Raw genomic sequence first — 581 nt, forward strand, 5'->3', positions numbered from 1 at the left:
GTAATCCAAGTCATTCATGGAAGAAATTTTTCAGCAATTCTATGCTAACGGTGCGCTCCTCGTGATGTGGGGCGCATTACTGTTTCACCTGATCCTCCCTATTCCTCATTCCGCTCACCCTGCGACTTTATGGCGCAAGGTAGCCGAACAATTAGCAGAGAAAGTAAATAACCACCATAGCTATTCACAAAGCATTCTCTCAGGAAGCCTCGCTCTTATTTTGATGACATTGCCGTGTTTGGTGCTCTTAATTGCTCTAAAGCCCTTAGTTTGGCAAGAGCCTCTGTACGAACTTGCTCTGTTACTATTAGCGTTAGATTGGCGAAGTTGCGAAACCCTCACCAAACAACTTGCCCTCGCCTTGTCGCGTGAGGATAAAACGCGCTGTCGCGAGCTACTCAAGCGTTTTGTGAATCGTGATACCGAAACGTTATCGCTTGTCGGTATAGGTAAAGCCGGAGCTGAAACCATCATTATGGGCTTTGGTCGCAATGTAGTGTGTGTACTGTTTTGGTATGCCATCGCAGGTGGGATTGGGGCGCTCATGTACCGCTTAACCATGGAGCTAGCACGAGCTTGGT

General features: G+C 47.7%; 1 protein-coding gene. It reads left to right on the top strand.

The features are described 5' to 3' along the window. Positions 1–16: 16 nt before the first annotated feature. The coding region (locus tag R7O13_RS29120) for a cobalamin biosynthesis family protein (RefSeq protein WP_318305488.1) at positions 17–581 on the top strand (565 nt) is incomplete at its 3' end.

It is taken from the genome of Vibrio sp. Y176, assembly GCF_033438945.1.